Source organism: Arthrobacter sp. MOO21 (assembly GCF_057369995.2).
Genome location: NZ_CM170671.2, coordinates 1086252 through 1101282, shown reverse-complemented (window position 1 = coordinate 1101282; position 15031 = coordinate 1086252). Strand labels below are relative to the sequence as shown.

At 67.1% G+C, this 15031-nt stretch carries 16 protein-coding genes; 6 read left to right on the top strand and 10 right to left on the bottom strand.

Annotated elements, in window-relative coordinates:
• The first annotated feature begins 41 nt into the window (after positions 1 to 41).
• Both AC2JAJ_RS04990 and AC2JAJ_RS04985 read left to right on the top strand, forming a co-directional pair.
• On the top strand, positions 42 to 695 hold the full coding sequence (locus AC2JAJ_RS04990; RefSeq protein WP_486416654.1) for a DedA family protein: 654 nt from the start codon (positions 42 to 44) through the stop codon (positions 693 to 695).
• Positions 696 to 709: 14 nt separating this feature from the next.
• Positions 710 to 1894, top strand: a complete 1185-nt coding sequence (locus AC2JAJ_RS04985) for an acyl-CoA dehydrogenase family protein (RefSeq protein ID WP_501053394.1) — start codon at positions 710 to 712, stop codon at positions 1892 to 1894.
• A 6-nt stretch (positions 1895 to 1900) separates the two neighbouring features.
• On the opposite strand, the gene AC2JAJ_RS04980 is transcribed toward AC2JAJ_RS04985, so the two are convergent.
• The 5 genes from AC2JAJ_RS04980 to AC2JAJ_RS04960 form a co-directional block, all read right to left on the bottom strand.
• Entirely contained in the window at positions 1901 to 2683 is a 783-nt protein-coding gene (locus tag AC2JAJ_RS04980) for a MerR family transcriptional regulator (RefSeq protein ID WP_486416656.1), read from the bottom strand.
• Between the two features lie 58 nt (positions 2684 to 2741).
• Positions 2742 to 3071: a hypothetical protein gene (locus AC2JAJ_RS04975; RefSeq protein ID WP_221385403.1), complete on the bottom strand. Its 330-nt coding sequence runs from the start codon at positions 3069 to 3071 to the stop codon at positions 2742 to 2744.
• Between the two features lie 133 nt (positions 3072 to 3204).
• The gene (locus AC2JAJ_RS04970) at positions 3205 to 3408 is read right to left on the bottom strand and encodes a cold-shock protein (protein ID WP_009357211.1); all 204 of its coding nucleotides are present in this window, start codon (positions 3406 to 3408) and stop codon (positions 3205 to 3207) included.
• A gap of 131 nt (positions 3409 to 3539) precedes the next feature.
• On the bottom strand, positions 3540 to 4166 hold the full coding sequence (locus AC2JAJ_RS04965; RefSeq protein WP_486416657.1) for a response regulator: 627 nt from the start codon (positions 4164 to 4166) through the stop codon (positions 3540 to 3542).
• Complete coding sequence (locus AC2JAJ_RS04960; protein ID WP_501053393.1) at positions 4163 to 5389, bottom strand: histidine kinase; 1227 nt, start codon at positions 5387 to 5389, stop codon at positions 4163 to 4165. Before AC2JAJ_RS04960 ends, AC2JAJ_RS04965 begins: the two co-directional genes overlap by 4 nt.
• A 185-nt stretch (positions 5390 to 5574) precedes the next feature.
• Here AC2JAJ_RS04960 and AC2JAJ_RS04955 point away from each other — a divergent pair, with 185 nt between their 5' ends.
• A complete protein-coding gene (locus AC2JAJ_RS04955; protein ID WP_486416659.1) occupies positions 5575 to 6153 on the top strand; it encodes a GlcG/HbpS family heme-binding protein in 579 nt (192 codons plus the stop codon).
• 9 nt (positions 6154 to 6162) lie between these two features.
• Complete coding sequence (locus AC2JAJ_RS04950) at positions 6163 to 6864, top strand: ankyrin repeat domain-containing protein (RefSeq protein ID WP_501053392.1); 702 nt, start codon at positions 6163 to 6165, stop codon at positions 6862 to 6864.
• A 151-nt stretch (positions 6865 to 7015) separates the two neighbouring features.
• Here AC2JAJ_RS04950 and AC2JAJ_RS04945 read toward each other — a convergent pair whose 3' ends face one another.
• From AC2JAJ_RS04945 to AC2JAJ_RS04930, 4 genes are read right to left on the bottom strand one after another with little or no spacing between them, the layout of a single operon-like run.
• Positions 7016 to 8200, bottom strand: coding sequence for an acetyl-CoA acetyltransferase (locus AC2JAJ_RS04945; protein ID WP_486416661.1), 1185 nt, complete (start codon positions 8198 to 8200; stop codon positions 7016 to 7018).
• Entirely contained in the window at positions 8197 to 8868 is a 672-nt protein-coding gene (locus AC2JAJ_RS04940) for a CoA transferase subunit B (protein WP_486416662.1), read from the bottom strand. The genes AC2JAJ_RS04945 and AC2JAJ_RS04940 overlap by 4 nt, the downstream gene beginning before the upstream one ends.
• A 43-nt stretch (positions 8869 to 8911) precedes the next feature.
• Positions 8912 to 10351, bottom strand: coding sequence for a short-chain fatty acid transporter (locus AC2JAJ_RS04935; protein WP_486416663.1), 1440 nt, complete (start codon positions 10349 to 10351; stop codon positions 8912 to 8914).
• 50 nt (positions 10352 to 10401) lie between these two features.
• Positions 10402 to 11118 carry a CoA transferase subunit A gene (locus tag AC2JAJ_RS04930; RefSeq protein WP_221385409.1) on the bottom strand — a complete coding sequence of 239 codons (717 nt, stop codon included), beginning with the start codon at positions 11116 to 11118 and terminating at the stop codon, positions 10402 to 10404.
• Between the two features lie 169 nt (positions 11119 to 11287).
• On the opposite strand from AC2JAJ_RS04930, the gene AC2JAJ_RS04925 reads away from it, so the two are divergent.
• Positions 11288 to 12076: an IclR family transcriptional regulator gene (locus tag AC2JAJ_RS04925; protein ID WP_221385410.1), complete on the top strand. Its 789-nt coding sequence runs from the start codon at positions 11288 to 11290 to the stop codon at positions 12074 to 12076.
• A gap of 90 nt (positions 12077 to 12166) precedes the next feature.
• Here the strand turns inward: AC2JAJ_RS04925 and nadE are convergent, their stop codons facing one another.
• Complete coding sequence (gene nadE / locus AC2JAJ_RS04920) at positions 12167 to 13021, bottom strand: NAD(+) synthase (RefSeq protein ID WP_221385411.1); 855 nt, start codon at positions 13019 to 13021, stop codon at positions 12167 to 12169.
• 75 nt (positions 13022 to 13096) lie between these two features.
• On the opposite strand from nadE, the gene pyrE reads away from it, so the two are divergent.
• Entirely contained in the window at positions 13097 to 14989 is a 1893-nt protein-coding gene (gene pyrE / locus AC2JAJ_RS04915; protein WP_486416664.1) for an orotate phosphoribosyltransferase, read from the top strand.
• The last annotated feature ends 42 nt before the right edge of the window (positions 14990 to 15031 follow it).

Here is a 15031-nt window from a genome sequence, read left to right as displayed (position 1 = left end):
CCGGCCAATGAACGGTGAAAGCAGCGGAATGGGACGGGCTTATGTGGACATCAATGGCCGGTGCGGCGAACCCCACCGAGGGCCTGACCGGGATCGTGGGGGTGGCGGCAAGGGCCATCGACACCCTGGGCGAGTGGGGCGTGGGGGCCTTCACGCTGGCGGAAACCGTGGTGCCCCCCGTCCCGAGTGAGGTGATTCTGCCCCTTTCGGGCTACCTGGCCAAGCAGGGGTCGCTGAGTCTGGTCTTCGTCTTTGCCACCAGCACCCTGGGCGCCTACCTGGGCGCACTGTTCCTGTACTGGCTGGGGGCCAAACTCGGTCTCGAACGTTCCATCCGGGGGCTGTCCAAACTTCCCTTGGTGGACCGGGAGGACTTCGAGCACGCCGCCACCTGGTTCCGCCGCCACGGCAGGTCCTCCATCTTCTTCGGCCGGCTCCTGCCCGGGGTGCGGAGCCTGATCTCACTCCCGGCGGGCGCTGCGTCCATGCCGATTGGCACCTTCACCCTGTTCACGCTGGCCGGAAGCGGCCTGTGGAACGCCGCATTGATCGGACTGGGATATGCCCTGGGCACCCAGTACCGGCTCATCGAGGAATACTCACGGTTCCTCAACTACGCAGTGTACGCAGCCCTCGCTGTCGCGCTGGCACTGCTCATCGTCCGGCGGGCCAGGCGCGCCAAGGCGCTTCGCTGACGGAGGCGGCAACAATGAATTACCAGGAATCCGCCGGCGGGCTGGCCTTCAAGGATGCCGACCTGATGCACGTCACCGACCTCCTGGCCGCGCCTGAACGGGAACGGTACATGCGGACCCGGCAATTCCTGCAATCCTCCGTCCGGGACCAGTCCGTGGGGTACTGGAACCGGGAGGAGTTCCCTTTCGACCTGGTGGCCGAAATGGGGAAGCAGGGGCTGGGAGCGCTGCAGCTGGACGGCAGTTCCATCCTGTTCAAGGGACTGATGTATGTGGAGCTCGCCAGGGCAGACGTCTCCCTGTCCGCCCTGGCAGGGATCCACAACGAGCTGATCGTGGGCATGGTCAGCCAGCTGGGATCCGATGAGCAGAAGCGGCGGTGGCTGCCGGGCTTGCGGAATTTCAGCACGTTGGGAGCTTTTGCCCTGACGGAGCCGGACCACGGCTCGGACATTTCCCGTGCCCTCGGGACCACTGCCACCCGGGACGGCGCCCATTGGGTGCTCAACGGCGCCAAGCGCTGGATCGGCGCGGGTACCATTGCCGACTTTGCCTTGGTCTGGGCACGGGACACCGCAGACGGCGGGATCAAGGGCTTTCTGGTGGAGACGGACCGGCCGGGCTACGAGGCCACCAAAATATCCAGCAAGATCGGCCTGCGGATCATGCAGAACGCCGACATCACTTTGTCGGACGTCCGCATTCCCGCTGGCAACCTGCTGCCCGGGGCGGACCGCTTCGCGGCTGCAAACGACTTGCTCCGGGACTCCCGCGCCTGGGTGGGCTGGCAGGCGGCGGGCATCCAGCTGGCTGCATTCGACGTGGCGCGAGGCTATTCCCTGGCCCGGAGCCAGTTCGGCCGCAGGCTTGCCGGTTTCCAGCTGGTCCAGCAGCAGCTGGCCGACATGTTGGGTAATGCCTCGGCCTCGCTCGCGCTGATGGTGGAACTGGCGCGCATCCAGGAGTCGGGAAAACTGGAGATGGCGCAGGCGGCCATGGCCAAGGCCACCACCACGCGCCTGGCCCGTGCTTCGGTGGCAATGGGCCGGTCCCTCCTCGGCGGCAATGGCATCAGCACCGATTATGGAATGGCCAAGCTGTTTGGCGACGCCGAGATCCTTTACACCTATGAGGGCACCTTCGAGATCAACTCGTTGCTCGTGGGCCGCGCTGTCACCGGCATCTCTGCCTTCCCCTGACCCGGGTTACAGGTGTTTGTCGGCGAAGCTGAGCAGGGCGTCCCGCACGAAGCGGGCGCCCCCATCACCTCCATAGTTGGCAGCAAACCGGGGATCGGCTACGTACATGTCCGCGAGGCCAACGACGTATCCCTTGATATCGCCGCCGGTTCCGGAAGCCGGGGTGCCGGGAATGGAGCGGAGCCAGTCGACGTGCCGCCTGGCCAGGTCCTGCGCCTGGGGTCCATCGGCCGGGACTCCTGCACCGGCGGCCTCGATCCAGTCCCGGCCCAGTTGCGCTGCCCGTGACTGCCATTCCTTCCGCGCCCGCGCATCCATGCCGCGCCACCACGCGTCGCCCTTTGCGTACGCGTCCTTGCCCCACCGTTCCTCGACCTCGTCCTTGTACTGGGTGTGGTCGAAGCCGGCGAACATGTCCTCTGCCATGAGGTGGCCTCCTGCCTTTACCGTTTGGATAGTGTGGCGGACGGATTCCATCTGGACCGTCAGCCGGCGTTGTTCCTGTTCCAGCCACCGCAGGTGGCGGGTGAGTGCGTCGACCGGGTCCGATTGACGCTGGAAGACCTCCGCGATGGCGGGCAATCCCAGGCCCAGCTCCCGGAGGAGGAGGATGCGCTGCAGCTGCAGGAGGGCGGCGCCGTCGTAATATCGGTAGCCGTTGCTGCCCACGCGGGTGGGTCTCAGCAGTCCGATGTCGTCGTAGTGCCGCAGCGTGCGGCTGGTGGTGCCGGCGATCCTGGCCACGTCCTGGATGGACCAGATCCTCCCGTCGCCCCGGATTTCTTCCATGCACTGAGCGTAAGGGTTGACGCAGCGTCAAGGTCAAGGGCAGGCCGAGGGACTTGGTTCAGCGGGCGGGGCGGTTGTGGGGCCTGCGGTTGCGGGCCTGTGCCAGCAGCCGGAGGAACGCGAAAATAAAGCCGGCCTCGAACAGCAGCATCAGGCCGACCAGGAGCCACTGCTGCCGGGTGATGAAGACAATGCACCCCGTCATCGCCAGGATGGTTCCCAAGGCCAGGGCGTAGATGGCGAAGCCAGCGGCGACGCGCGCACTGCGGACGCCGGTGCGGAAGCCGAATCCGTGGGGTTCACCGCCGGGTTGCCCGGGCACACGGTCAGGTGCGGCGGGCCCAAGCCTGTCGAACTCCTCCCACGGGTCCTGGTCCTGTCCGGTCATAGGTCAATTATCCCGAAAAGCAGCTTGCGGCGGGTGGGACGGGCTGCGCGGGACATAAAAAGAGCGGCCCCTCCAACAAGGTTGGAGGAGCCGCTCTTTGGGGTCCCGGCATGGGCCGGAGGCCGCCGAAGACTTAGAGCGGGCGGATGTTCTCTGCCTGCGGACCCTTCGGGCCCTGGGTCACATCGAATTCGACCTTCTGGTTCTCGTCCAATGAGCGGTAGCCGCTGGTGGCGATTGCCGAGTAGTGGGCGAAAACGTCAGCGGACCCGTCATCGGGGGCAATGAAGCCAAAACCCTTTTCGGCGTTGAACCATTTAACTGTGCCTGTTGCCATGGCTGCATTCCTTCATGTGACTCTGATTCTCTCCCCAGGAATCATCCCGGAGTGCGCAGGAGTTCGTCCCCCACTGTCCCCAAAGTACGGGGCGCGGGGCCGCTGTGCAAGGGTAGGCGCCATAAACACGGTCATCGCATGCCCTCCCGGCGTATGGCAGTGGCAATCGCGGCGGCCCGGGTGTCAACTCCCAGCTTGGCGTAGATGTGCGCCAGGTGGGTCTTGACGGTGGCCTCGGAGATGAACAGCCGCCTCCCGAGCTCGCGGTTGCTGAGTCCTTCGGTCAGCAGGCTGAGCAGCTCCGCTTCCCGTGGCGTCAGGATGGCGTCCGGGTTCCGCAGCTGCTGGAAGAGCCTGGACGCAACTGGCGGGCTCATGACGCTCTTGCCCTGGACAGCGCCCCGGATCGCCGTGAAGATCTCCTCCGGGGCAGCGTCCTTCAGCAGGTAGCCCATGGCGCCGGCATCCACTGCGCGGACAATGTCGGCGTCGGAGTCGTACGTGGTGAACACCAGGACCGCCTGGCTGCCGTCGCTTTCCCGAAGCCGCCTGATCGCCTCGATTCCGTCCATTCCCGGCCCCATGGCGAGGTCCATGACCACCACTGCAGGGCTATGCTGCCGGACCAGCTGGAGCGCCTCCTCGCCGGAGGACGCCTCGGCCACCACCTCGATGTCCGGCTGTGTGCCCAGCAGTGCGCGCAATCCGCTCCGGACCACCAGATGGTCGTCAACGAGGAGCACGGTGACGGGGCTCATGTCTCCGCCTCCAGGGGCAGTTGCGCCGCCACGACAGTCCCTTCCCCTGACGCGCTCTCCACCGAAAACAGGCCGCCCAGCTGCTCCACCCGCTGCCGCATGGCCCGCAGTCCGTACCCGCCGGCGTCCGACGGCGGTGCTGCCGCCGCCGGATCAAAGCCGGCGCCGTCGTCGTAAATGTCCAAGGTGACGGCGTCCGGAAGGAAACCCAGCGTCACGGTGGCCACCGACGCCGAGGCGTGCAGCCGGATATTGGAAGCCGCGCTCTGCGCCACGCGGAGCAGGGCATGCCGGACTTCCGGGGACACGGTACGCGGCTCACCGGTCACCATGAGGCGGGTTTCGGGCACGTACTGCCGTGCGGCAAGCAGCACCGCCTCGGGTAGGGGTGCGGCATCCAGCCCGGGGGACGCCAGTTCGTGGACCAGGCTGCGGGTCTCCGACAGGCTGGCACGGAGCAGGCCCGTGGCCTGGCGGACATCATCGCGTGCTGCAGTATCCGGCCACGCCCGGTCCGCGGCTTCGAGCAGGAGCAGGCTGCTCGCCAGGCCCTGTGTGACGGTGTCGTGGATTTCCCGGGAGACCCGCTCGCGTTCCCCGATGGTGCCGGCCCGCCGTTCACTGGCCGCCAGCTGCCCCTGCGCGCTGCTGACTTCCGCATGCAGGCGGCGCTGTTCTTCGGCGTCACGCTGTATGCGGTCGTAGATGAGCGTCAGCATCGTGCCTACCGCCAGCGGTCCCAGGAGCATCGCCACGTCGGTGCCGCTGCCCAGGCGGAACAGTCCGACGGCGGTGGCGAGCGTGATGGCAGCAGCCAGGACGTACGCTGTCGTACCTCGCAGGGCGCTGCGGCACAGGAAGAACAGGGCGAAGGAACACCACGCGAAGCTTGGCGCTGCCACCACCAGCACCGCCCACACAGCCACGAGGACGACGACCCATGGCACCCCGGCCCGGTCCCGTGCGGACAGCAGGGCTACGACGGCGTAGAGCAGGCACGCCGCAGCGGCAAGTCCCAGAACCACCAGGTTGTCCGCGGGGCTGTGGCGCATGACGTAACGGACAGCCGACGCCACCAGGAGCAGGGCGAAGCCCGCGTGGACAGTCAATCCGATACTGCCCAGGGGGCCGGCCCGGGTCAGCGGATCCATGCCAAGGCGGCGGCTGCCGCCGGCAGGGGGTACCGCGGGGCCGGGGTTTGTACTGGTGTCTGTGGCGGGCATGGCATCCGGATCTGGTGGGGAACGCTGCCTTCCATGCTAGGGCTCCCGCACTGTCCCGTCCCTCAGCCTTTTGGCTGATATGGCCGGCCTTTTGATGGAGCAGGGATCCGCCAAACGCCCGATGGCAGGCACCGTACTCCCGGGAAGGATGGAAACAGCAATCCCGACCAAGCGAAGGAAACGTCATGAAGAAGTCCCACAAGGTATTTGCCGCCGCGGCCGCCGGAGCCCTCCTGGTCACTGCCGGGGCAACCGCCGCCGCGAACGCTGGAACGGCTGGCGCAACTGGCACGCAGGCACCCGCAGTCATGCCTGCCGTGGACGTGCAGCCGGCCCCGGAAACCGTGGTGCAGCAGAACCGCATCACCGTAGGGGCATCGGCGCAGGCCGTCAGCGCGGCGCTCGCCAAGTGCCAGGCGGACAAGCTGCCGTTCGTCACCGTTGCGCTCGTGGACAGGTTTGGCACGGTCCAGGCGCTGCTCCGCGGCGACAATGCCGCCGAACACACCATCGAGGCAGCCAAGCGGAAGGCCTACACGGCGGCAGCCTTTGGCGCGCCCACCAGTGAGCTGGCGAAGCGGATTAACGGAAACGGTCCTTCCATCGCCGACCTCCCCGGCACCCTGTTCCTGGCCGGCGGGGTACCGCTGAAGGTCAACGGTGTTTCGGTGGCCGGCATCGGCGTGGGCGGCGCCCCCGACGGCGCGCTCGATGAGGCCTGCGCCACCGCCGGCGCCGAGGCTATCGCAGCAGCCACGAAGTAGGGTTCAGGCATGAGGCGTGGCGGCACAGCAGCCCTGATGGCCTTAGCCGGAATACTCCTCGCTGCGTGCCAGGCAAGGCCAGGGGAGTCGCAGGACGTTGGTTCCCCGCCGCCTGTTTCATCCGTCAACCCGGGCGGGGAAACCGGCTCCCCGCAAGCAAGCCCCGCTGCCCCCTCCAGCCCGGCAGCACCGGCACCCCCGTTGAGCCCGGAGGCACAGGCGCGGCTCGACCAGGAACTGATCGCGGCGGCCAAGGCCAACGACGCGCCCAGGGTTGCCGGACTGATCGGCCGTGGCGGCAACGTCAACGCCAAGGACTCCATCCAGGACTCGGCGTTCCTCTACAGCGGGGCGGAGGGGTTCAACGAGGTGCTGCAGTTGACGCTGGCTGCCGGGGCTGACGTCACCAGCACCAACCGTTATGGCGGCACGGCGCTCATCCCAGCCAGCGAGCACGGCCACGTGGAGACCGTGAAGATCCTCATCGCAGCCGGTGTCCCGGTAAACCACGTCAACCACCTGGGCTGGACCGCCATGCAGGAGGCCATCCTGCTGAACGACGGCGGCCCGCGCCAGCAGGAGGTCGTGCGGCTGCTGCTGGACGCCGGTGCCGACCCCGGCATCCGCGACCCGGAAGGCAGGACCGCACTGCAGAATGCTGAGCGGCTGGGCTTTGGGGACATTGCGGCCCTCCTCCGGGGTGCCGGCTGATCCTGCCCGTGCCTCCGCAATCACCATGCGCGGCCGTCCCGGGGCACTTTGGCGCGGACACGCCGTCGTCATCCCCCGAGACGGCTCCGGACGGCTTCAAAGCGCCCCACGACGGCGGCACCGCCCCGGGTGCCACCGTCCGGGTGCCAGGCTAGACGGCCTCGAGGATGCTCACGTAGTTGGCGATGCCCACGCCGCCCATGTTCTGCACAGCCGCGCGGCGGGGGCCAGCCAGCTGCATGTCGCCGGCCGTTCCGGTGAGCTGCATCGCGGTGATGACGTGCTGGGAGACGCCCGTGGCTCCCACCGGGTGGCCCTTGGCCTTGAGGCCTCCCGATACGTTGATGGGAAGCCTGCCGTCCCTGAAGACCCAGCCTTCCTTCACCGCGCGGGCGCCCTGGCCCGGTTCGGTCAGCCCGATGGCTTCGTACATGAGCAGTTCGGCGATGGTGAAGCAGTCATGGACCTCGGCGAAGTCAAGGTCCTCCAGTCCCACACCGGCCATTGCCATGGCGCGCTGCCAGGAGGCCTGGGTTGCGGCGAATGCGGTGGGGTCCCGGCGATCGGTGGGGAAGAAATCGTTGGCCTGGCCGAAACCGGCCAGCCGGACCGGCGCGGTGGCTCCGCCGGTTGGGGCCACAGACAGCACGACGGCGGCGGCACCATCGGAGACCGGGGAGCAGTCGGTGCGGCGCAGCGGGTCCGCGACCATGGGGTTCTTGTCCGAGACGGTCTGGCAGAACTCCTCGCCAAGGTCCTTCCGGAGCTGGGCATAGGGGTTGTCGACGCCATTGCGGTGGTTCTTCGCCGCGATGGTGCCCAGCACGTCGGACACAGTGCCGTAACGCTTCTCGTAGTGCTTGGCCACTTCTGCGAAGAGGCCGGTGAAGCCCGTGGTGGAGGGCTTGCCTGCCATGTCGTAGTCCGCACCGAGCAGGGCGGCACCCACAACGTCGGCGCCGGCGTGGGTCATCTTCTCGGCGCCAATGACCAGGACCGTCTTTGCCGTGCCAGCCAGCAGCGACTTGGTGCCCTGCTGGAACGCCGCCGAGCCGGAAGCGCAGGCGTTTTCCACCCGGGTGGAGGGGACGTTGGCCAGGTCCGGTGAAACCTGCAGCGCCAGCGAGGACGGGAAGGCCAGCGGCATCATGCCGGAGTTGAACTGGCCCACGTAGATCTCGTCGATCTGGCCCGGCTCGATGCCGGCGTTGCCGATCGCCTCGGAAGCCACCTGGACGATGAGGGACTCGAGGGTCTCCTCTGTCAGCTTGCCGAACTTGCTGTGCCCCCAGCCGGTGAGCAGGACATCCTTGCCGAACTGTTCCTTCAAGCTCATGCTGCCACTTCCTCGTTCTCGAGCCGGACTGTAAAGTCGGCTTCGGTTTTGCTCTGGATGTCCTCTACGGTGACCCCTGGGGCAAGCCGGGTCAGCGTGAGCCGCCGCCCGCCGTCGTCGTCGTTAATCAGGTCGAAGACTGCCAGGTCGCTGATGATCCGGTCCACGCAGCTGAGCCCGGTCAGGGGGAGGGTGCACTCGCGCACGATCTTCGCGGTGCCGTCCTTGGCATTGTGCTCGGTGAGGACCACCACCCGCGGCGTCCCGGCCACCAGGTCCATGGCACCGCCCATGCCCTTGACCATCTTGCCCGGGATGGTCCAGTTGGCCAGGTCGCCGTTGCCGGAGACCTGCATGGCACCGAGGATGGCCACCTTGACGTGCCCGCCGCGGATCATGCCGAAGGAGGTGGCGGAGTCGAAGATACTGCCGCCGGGCAGGACCGTCACGGTCTGCTTGCCCGCATTGATGAGGTCGGCATCCTCCTCGCCCTCGTACGGGAACGGGCCCATGCCCAGCAGCCCGTTCTCGCTCTGCAGGACAACCCGCACGCCCTCGGGCAAGTTGTTGGCCACCAGCGTGGGGATGCCGATGCCCAGGTTCACGTAGTCGCCGTCGTTCAGTTCCTCGGCGGCGATCGCAGCCATCTGGTCCCTGGTCCATGCCATGGGGTTTCTCCTTTTGTCTTGTTTACCGCAGTATTCGTTGAGGTCAGTTCGGTATAACCGGTGGCACGAAGTCGAAGGTCATTCCCAGCAGCCAGGCCAGCAGGAGGACCACCGGCAGGTGGAACAGGAACTGCTGGAAGGTGAAGCCCACCAGGTCCCGGGCGCGCAGGCCCAGCACCGCCAGCAGGGGCAGCATGAAGAACGGGTTGATGAGGTTGGGCAGCGCTTCGGCCATGTTGTAGATCTGCACGGTCCAGCCAAGGTTCATGTTCACGTCCGTGGCGGACTGCATCACGTACGGCGCCTCCACCAGCCATTTGCCGCCGCCCGACGGCACAAACATGCCGAGGAACGCCGTGTAGAGGGCGATGATGACGGCGAACGCGCCGTTGCCGCCGATGCTGGTGAAGAAGTGTGCGAGGTGCTCGGACACCGAGAGGCCGCCTGCGCCGGCGGCTTTGGTCAGGATCGCTGCCATCGCCGCATACAGGGGAAACTGCACCAGGATTCCCGCTGTGGCGGGGACAGCCTTGCTGACTGACTGGAGGAACCTGCGCGGCGTCCCGTGCAGCACGAGCCCCAGCATGAGGAAGACCAGCAGGTACCCGTTGAGCGAGCTGACCACGCTCAAAATGGGCAGCGTCAGAAGCTGGGACACCAGCCAGCCCAGGGTCAGGACGCCGGCGAGTACGGGCAGCACGCGGCTGTATTCGAGCCATTCGCCCGGACGGGACTGTTCCGCCGGAGGTTCGGGCTGGTCATTGAGGTCCACGCCCAGATCGGCAGCGGTCCTGATCGCGCTGCCCGTGGGGGCCGAAAAGTGCGCTATGACCGTTGTCAGCAGCATGAGGATGGCCAGCGTCAGCAGGGACTGCCAGGTGAAGATGGTGGTGCCGAAGTCCAGGACACCGGTGATCTTCAGCAGCGCCGGGGGAATGGACGCCTTTGTTGCCTGCAGCTGGGCAGCCGAGGAGGACATGCCCAGCGCCCATACGGCTCCCAGCCCCATGAAAGCCGCTGCACCCAGGGCCCGGTAGTCCACCTGGAGGTCCCGGCGGCGGGCTATGGCGCGTGCCAGGAGTCCGCCGAAGATCAGGCTCAGCCCCCAGTTCACGAAGGACACCGACATGGACATGACGGCCACAAAGCTCACGGCAGTGCGCGCGGAGCCCGGCACCTGTGCCAGCCGCTCGATCAAACGGGCCACCGGGGGTGCGGTGGCCACCACGTAGCCGGTCAGCACCACCATCGCCATCTGCAGGGTAAAGGCCGTGAGGTCCCAGAAGCCGTTGCCGAAGGAATCCACTACGGCCTTGGGCGAAGCGCCGATGGCCAGCGCCGCAATGGCCACCAGCAGCACCCCGGCCAAGGCGAAGATGTAGGCGTCCGGGAACCATTTCTGGGTCCATCCGGCCAGCTTCTCCGCCATCCGGGCCAGGCCTTTTTGCGGGAAATCCTGGCGGTTGAGTTGCGTGGTGGTCATGAGGGCGTTTCTCTCCATTGAGTAATCGGAACGGTGGCGCTGGATGCGGCCTAGGCGGAAACGAGGTCGGGACGCTGCCGGACGGTCCGCTGTTCGATGTCCTTGACGCGGTCCGTGGCCCGCACCAGCCGCTGGACAAAGACGCCCGGGGTCACGATGTGGTTCGGGTCCAGGTCGCCGGGCTGCACGATCACCTCGGCCTCGGCGATGGTCAGCTGTCCTGCCGTGGCCACCACGGGGTTGAAGTTCCGGGCGGTGTAGCGGTAGATGAGGTTGCCGTCAGTGTCCGCGGTGTGGGCGTGGACCAGCGCGACGTCGGCCCGGATGGCCCGCTCCTGGACGTACGTTTCGCCGTCGAACACCTCGTGCGGCTTGCCTTCGGCCACGAGGGTGCCCACCCCGGTTTTCGTGTAGAAGGCGGGAATGCCGGCGCCGCCGGCGCGGAGGCGTTCGGCGAGGGTGCCCTGCGGCGTGAACTCCACCTCAAGCTTTCCGGCGAGGTACTGTTCGGCGAAGAGCTTGTTCTCGCCCACGTAGGAGGCGATGACCTTGCGGACCTGGCCAGCCTCTATCAGGACTCCCAGGCCCTTGCCGTCCACGCCCATGTTGTTGGACACCACGGTGAGGTCCTTGACGCCTGAATCGCGGACGGCTTCGATCAGGTCGGCAGGAATGCCGCTGAGGCCGAATCCGCCCACGGCGAGGGTAATGCCGTCCCGCAGGGCCCCTTCCAGGGCGGCTGCGGCGGAGGGCTGCAGTTTCTTCATGTCGACTCCTCGTTGAGCGATGGGCCAGTCCATTTTATGGACGATGGTTTCTGCATGTGGAGACTACGGGTGCCCCGATTCCGCTGTCAAGCGGTGGAATACCCCGTTTTTACAGTGTGGACGGTAGGATTGAATGCATCCACAATATGGACAATCAGGGAGGTTTTTCATGACGTCGGCGCCGGTGCAGGGGGCCCAGGTCGTGGCCCGCGTCGCAGGACTGCTGCGGCTGGTGGGCCGCAGCCCCGAGGGGATGCCGCTTGCCGGCCTGGTCCGGGAATCAGGGCTGACGCGGCCCACCGTCCACCGGCTCCTGTCCTCACTCGCCTCCGAGGGGCTGCTGGACCACGACCCCATCACCGGCAACTGGGTGCTGGGACCGGAAGTCCTCCTGATGGGTTCGGTGGCATCCGCCCGGTTTCCGCTGGAGGACATCGCCCGGCCCAGCCTGCGCCGGCTTGCCGAAGCGACGGGGGAGAGCGCCTTCTTTTCCATCCGGCGCGGCGGGGAGACGGTCTGCCTGCTGCGGGAGGAGGGCAGCTTTCCGGTGCGGTCCTTCGTGCTGCACGAAGGCGTCCGGTTTCCCCTGGGCGTGGCGTCGGCGGGGACGGCCATCATGGCCTTCCTGCCGGAGGATGAGCAGGAGGAACTGCTGGCCCGGTGGCCGGAGCACGCGGGAGGCTTCGCAGCGAACCACACCCCGGCGCGGGTGCGGGAGAACCTTGTCCGCACCAGGCTGGCAGGTTACTCGGTGAATCCCGGGATGGTGCTGGAAGGCAGCTGGGGCATGGGGGCCGCGGTGTTTGACCGGTCCGGAAAGCCGGCCTGGGCGCTGTCCCTGACCGGCATCGAACCGCGCTTCAAGCCTGGGCGGCAGCCCGAACTGGGCGCTCTCCTGATGGCGGAAGCGCACCGGATCACGCAGCAGCTGGGCGGCGAGGCAGCCCCGCCGAAGTAGCCCGGCTTTGCCCGGAAACGACGACGGCGCGCCGCCCCTTTACGGTGCGCCGCGCCGTCGTGCTTCCCAAAAGTGGGCTGCTTCGGCTGGTTAGAGGCCCGCGCGTGGCTCCTCCGGGCCCTCGTGCTTCCACCAGGTATCGAAAATGGTGACCGGAACGGTGCGCTTGTGGCGGGTGCGCAGGTACTTCTGTTCGATCGATTCGGCGACGGAGCCAGGAACGTCGCGGCCCTCCAGGTAGTCGTCGATCTGGTCATACGTCAGGCCCAGCTCGTCCTCGTCGGTGCGGCCCGGCCGGTCGTCGAGCAGGTCGGCGGTGGGCACCTTCCCCCAGACCCGCTCGGGCGCGCCGAGCTCAGCCAGCAGGGCACGGTTCTGCCGCTTGTTCAGGCCGAACAGGGGCAGGATGTCCGCGCCGCCGTCGCCGTACTTGGTGAAGAACCCCGTCACCGACTCGGCGCCGTGGTCGGTTCCGATGACCAGGTAGTTGTGCTCGCCAGCCAGCGCATACTGGGCGATCATGCGGGTGCGGGCCTTGGTGTTCCCCTTGTGGAAGTCGGAAATTTCCGAGCCCACGGTCTTTTCGAACTCATCCTCGAAACCGTCCACGGCAGCCGAGATATTGAACGTCCATTCCGTCTTGGCCTTGATGAAGTCCAGGGCTGCCTGGGCGTCCTCTTCATCATGCTGCACGCCGTAGGGCAGGCGGACGGCCACGAAATTGGCGTCCACACCCTCGGCTTCGAGCTCATCCACGGCCAGCTGCGCCAGCTTCCCGGCGAGGGAGGAATCCAGGCCGCCGGAAATGCCCAGGACAAAGCCCTTGGTGCCGGTGGCCTTCAGGTATTCCTTGAGGAACGCGACGCGCTTGCGCACCTCCCCTGCGGGATCGATCCGGGGCTGGACGCCCATTTCTTCAATGATCTTGGCCTGGAGTTCGCGCATGTGGTCCAGCCTAGCCAGCGCTGTCAACAACCCTCAACTGTTCCGGCCGGGCGTTGGGCGGCGTACCGTACAGGCATGGAACCGACTGGGTGTGCTGTTGTGGGCGGCGGTCCGGCAGGCATGGTGCTTGGCCTGCTGCTGGCAAGGGCGGGCGTGCAGGTCTCGGTTATGGAGAAGCACAGCGACTTCCTGCGCGATTTCCGCGGCGACACAGTGCACCCGTCCACCATCCGGCTGATTGACGAACTGGGCCTGGGCGATGGATTCCGCAAACTCCCGCAGAGCCGGCTGCGGGGAGTCGCGGTCCCCGTCCCCGGCAAAGGCATGGTCACGCTGGCCGATTTCTCGTCCTTGAAGCCTCCCTACGACTACATCGCGATGATGCCCCAGTGGGACCTCCTCGATTTCCTCGCCTCAAAGGCCGCCGCCGAGCCGGGCTTTACGCTCCTCATGGACCATGAGGCCACCGGTTTGGTGTTCGACGGCGGACGCGTCACCGGGGTGCGCTACCGGACGGCCGGGACAGCTGGCCCCGGCGGGGAGTCGGTGCTGTCCGCCGACGTCGTGGTGGCGGCGGACGGCCGCAAATCGGTGCTGCGCCGGGCCGCTGGGCTGCATCCCAGGGAATATCCGGTGCCCTTCGACACCTGGTGGTTCAAACTCCCGCGCCGCGCGTCCGAATCGGGCGAGATCGCCGGAGTGGTCCCGTCGCTGGGGGACCGCGACGCGATGATCGCCCTCAACCGCACCGACTACTACCAGATGGGCTACTTGGCACCGAAAGGAGCCGATGCCAGGATTCGTGCGGGCGGCGTGGAGCGGTTCAGGCAGCGCGTGGCGGCACTCCGCCCGGACCTTGCCGACAGGGTGGACTCCATCCAGTCCCTTGATGACCTGCACTGGCTGGACGTCCGGTTGGACCGGCTTCCGCGGTGGTACGTGGACGGCTTCCTGTGCATCGGTGACGCCGCCCACGCGATGTCGCCCGCCGGCGGGGTGGGGATCAACCTCGCCATCCAGGACGCGGTGGCCGCAGCGGCGCGGCTGGCACCGGACCTGCTCCGGGGCCACGTGAGAGCGAAGACCCTGGCTGCCGTGCAACGGCGCCGCCGGATGCCCACGGTTGCCGTCCAGGCAGTGCAGCGGCTGATGCACCGCGTGATCTTCGTTCCCCTGTTTGCCGGGACATTGTCCGGCGACATGCTGGCAGGGAAGAGGCCCGGCGCGTCGTTCAGCTGGCAGCGGCTGCTTTTCTTCCTCCTGCGCCACAACCCTGTGGTGCGGCGCCTCCTGCCCCGGCTTATCGGCTTCGGACCGCGCCCCGAGCACGCACCCGCGTTCGCCCGGCCCGCTGCCATTCCGCCACCCACTAAACTGGAGTCCATGACTTCCCCCACTGACACGGCTGTAGACACGGCCGCTGCCCGCGCCCGACTGCTCGAACTGATCAAGGAACTCGCCGTGGTCCGCGGCAAGGTGATCCTTTCCAGCGGGGCCGAGGCGGACTACTACATCGACCTGCGCCGCATCACGCTTCATCACGAGGCCTCCAGGCTGGTGGGGCAGGTCATGCTGGCACTGGCAGACGAGGCCGGCATCGACTTCGAATGCGCCGGCGGGCTCACCATGGGTGCAGACCCGGTTGGCACTGCCGTCATGCACGCAGCCGTTGACGCCGGCCGCAGCGTTGACGCGTTCGTGGTGCGGAAGGCACAGAAGTCCTACGGCATGGGGCGCCAAGTGGAGGGGCCGTCCGTCGAGGGGCGCAAGGTGCTGGTCCTTGAGGACACCTCCACCACGGGCGGCTCGGCGCTGACAGCCGTGGAGGGCGTCCGGAAAGCCGGCGGCAACGTCGTGGCGGTGGCAGTGATTGTGGACCGCGATACCGGGGCCAAGGAAAAGATCGAAGCCGAAACCGGCGTGCCCTACCTGTACGCCTTCGGCAAGGACGAGCTGGGACTTGCCTAGCCTGCACACAATGTAGTCAGCCCCAGTGCCGGCCCTTGGACC

What these genes read in the sequence shown, in the direction of transcription:
- AC2JAJ_RS04985 (WP_501053394.1), top strand. Translation starts at nt 710, where the DNA reads ATGAATTACCAGGAATCCGCCGGCGGGCTGGCCTTCAAGGATGCCGAC.
- AC2JAJ_RS04990 (WP_486416654.1), top strand. Translation starts at nt 42, where the DNA reads ATGTGGACATCAATGGCCGGTGCGGCGAACCCCACCGAGGGCCTGACC.
- AC2JAJ_RS04980 (WP_486416656.1), bottom strand. Translation starts at nt 2,683, where the DNA reads ATGGAAGAAATCCGGGGCGACGGGAGGATCTGGTCCATCCAGGACGTG.
- AC2JAJ_RS04945 (WP_486416661.1), bottom strand. Translation starts at nt 8,200, where the DNA reads ATGAGCTTGAAGGAACAGTTCGGCAAGGATGTCCTGCTCACCGGCTGG.
- AC2JAJ_RS04955 (WP_486416659.1), top strand. Translation starts at nt 5,575, where the DNA reads ATGAAGAAGTCCCACAAGGTATTTGCCGCCGCGGCCGCCGGAGCCCTC.
- AC2JAJ_RS04965 (WP_486416657.1), bottom strand. Translation starts at nt 4,166, where the DNA reads ATGAGCCCCGTCACCGTGCTCCTCGTTGACGACCATCTGGTGGTCCGG.
- AC2JAJ_RS04930 (WP_221385409.1), bottom strand. Translation starts at nt 11,118, where the DNA reads ATGAAGAAACTGCAGCCCTCCGCCGCAGCCGCCCTGGAAGGGGCCCTG.
- AC2JAJ_RS04940 (WP_486416662.1), bottom strand. Translation starts at nt 8,868, where the DNA reads ATGGCATGGACCAGGGACCAGATGGCTGCGATCGCCGCCGAGGAACTG.
- pyrE (WP_486416664.1), top strand. Translation starts at nt 13,097, where the DNA reads ATGGAACCGACTGGGTGTGCTGTTGTGGGCGGCGGTCCGGCAGGCATG.
- AC2JAJ_RS04950 (WP_501053392.1), top strand. Translation starts at nt 6,163, where the DNA reads ATGAGGCGTGGCGGCACAGCAGCCCTGATGGCCTTAGCCGGAATACTC.
- AC2JAJ_RS04975 (WP_221385403.1), bottom strand. Translation starts at nt 3,071, where the DNA reads ATGACCGGACAGGACCAGGACCCGTGGGAGGAGTTCGACAGGCTTGGG.
- AC2JAJ_RS04935 (WP_486416663.1), bottom strand. Translation starts at nt 10,351, where the DNA reads ATGACCACCACGCAACTCAACCGCCAGGATTTCCCGCAAAAAGGCCTG.
- AC2JAJ_RS04960 (WP_501053393.1), bottom strand. Translation starts at nt 5,389, where the DNA reads ATGCCCGCCACAGACACCAGTACAAACCCCGGCCCCGCGGTACCCCCT.
- AC2JAJ_RS04970 (WP_009357211.1), bottom strand. Translation starts at nt 3,408, where the DNA reads ATGGCAACAGGCACAGTTAAATGGTTCAACGCCGAAAAGGGTTTTGGC.
- AC2JAJ_RS04925 (WP_221385410.1), top strand. Translation starts at nt 11,288, where the DNA reads ATGACGTCGGCGCCGGTGCAGGGGGCCCAGGTCGTGGCCCGCGTCGCA.
- nadE (WP_221385411.1), bottom strand. Translation starts at nt 13,021, where the DNA reads ATGCGCGAACTCCAGGCCAAGATCATTGAAGAAATGGGCGTCCAGCCC.